The following is a 486-nucleotide window of genomic DNA, read 5'->3' on the forward strand; positions in this document are numbered from 1 at the left end:
TCTCTTGAAGTTAAAACAAGCTTACCATTCTCATCCCTAGAAGCTTCAACCCCAGTAGTATCTTTAACAGAATTGATCGCAGCAACTAATTGACCATTTTCATCGCCATCCTTGTAACTAATTTGCCCTATAGTTACTCCATTAATCGCAAAGTCTGCAGATGTTGAATCACCTTTAATTTCATAAGCTCCTATAGTTCTAACATCAAAAGTAGCTCTAACTCCTGTTTTATCAGAACTTCTATTGATCTCCTCAGCCAAAGCCCCAAGACCTGTTCCTACTGAAGTTGAGATTACAACGCTTTGAAATTTAAAATCTTCAACCCCATTATAATTTTTAATCACAAGACTTGCTACACCTGAAGTAAAACTTTGAGAACCTGTTTCAAATCTTGTCACACCTATTTTTGAAGACTGAGTAGCCCCTATGCTTGCTTTAATGGTTTGATTTGAACTTGAACCAATTTGAAACTCTTGATTGGTAAAG

At 36.2% G+C, this 486-nt stretch carries 1 protein-coding gene; it reads right to left on the reverse strand.

Annotation, left to right across the window (positions count from 1 at the left end):
• A partial coding sequence (locus tag H2280_RS08510) for a flagellin hook IN motif-containing protein (RefSeq protein WP_337216268.1) occupies positions 1–486 on the reverse strand: 486 nt, incomplete at both ends.

Source organism: Campylobacter sp. 2457A (genome assembly GCF_020135895.1).
Lineage (GTDB): Bacteria > Campylobacterota > Campylobacteria > Campylobacterales > Campylobacteraceae > Campylobacter_D > Campylobacter_D taeniopygiae.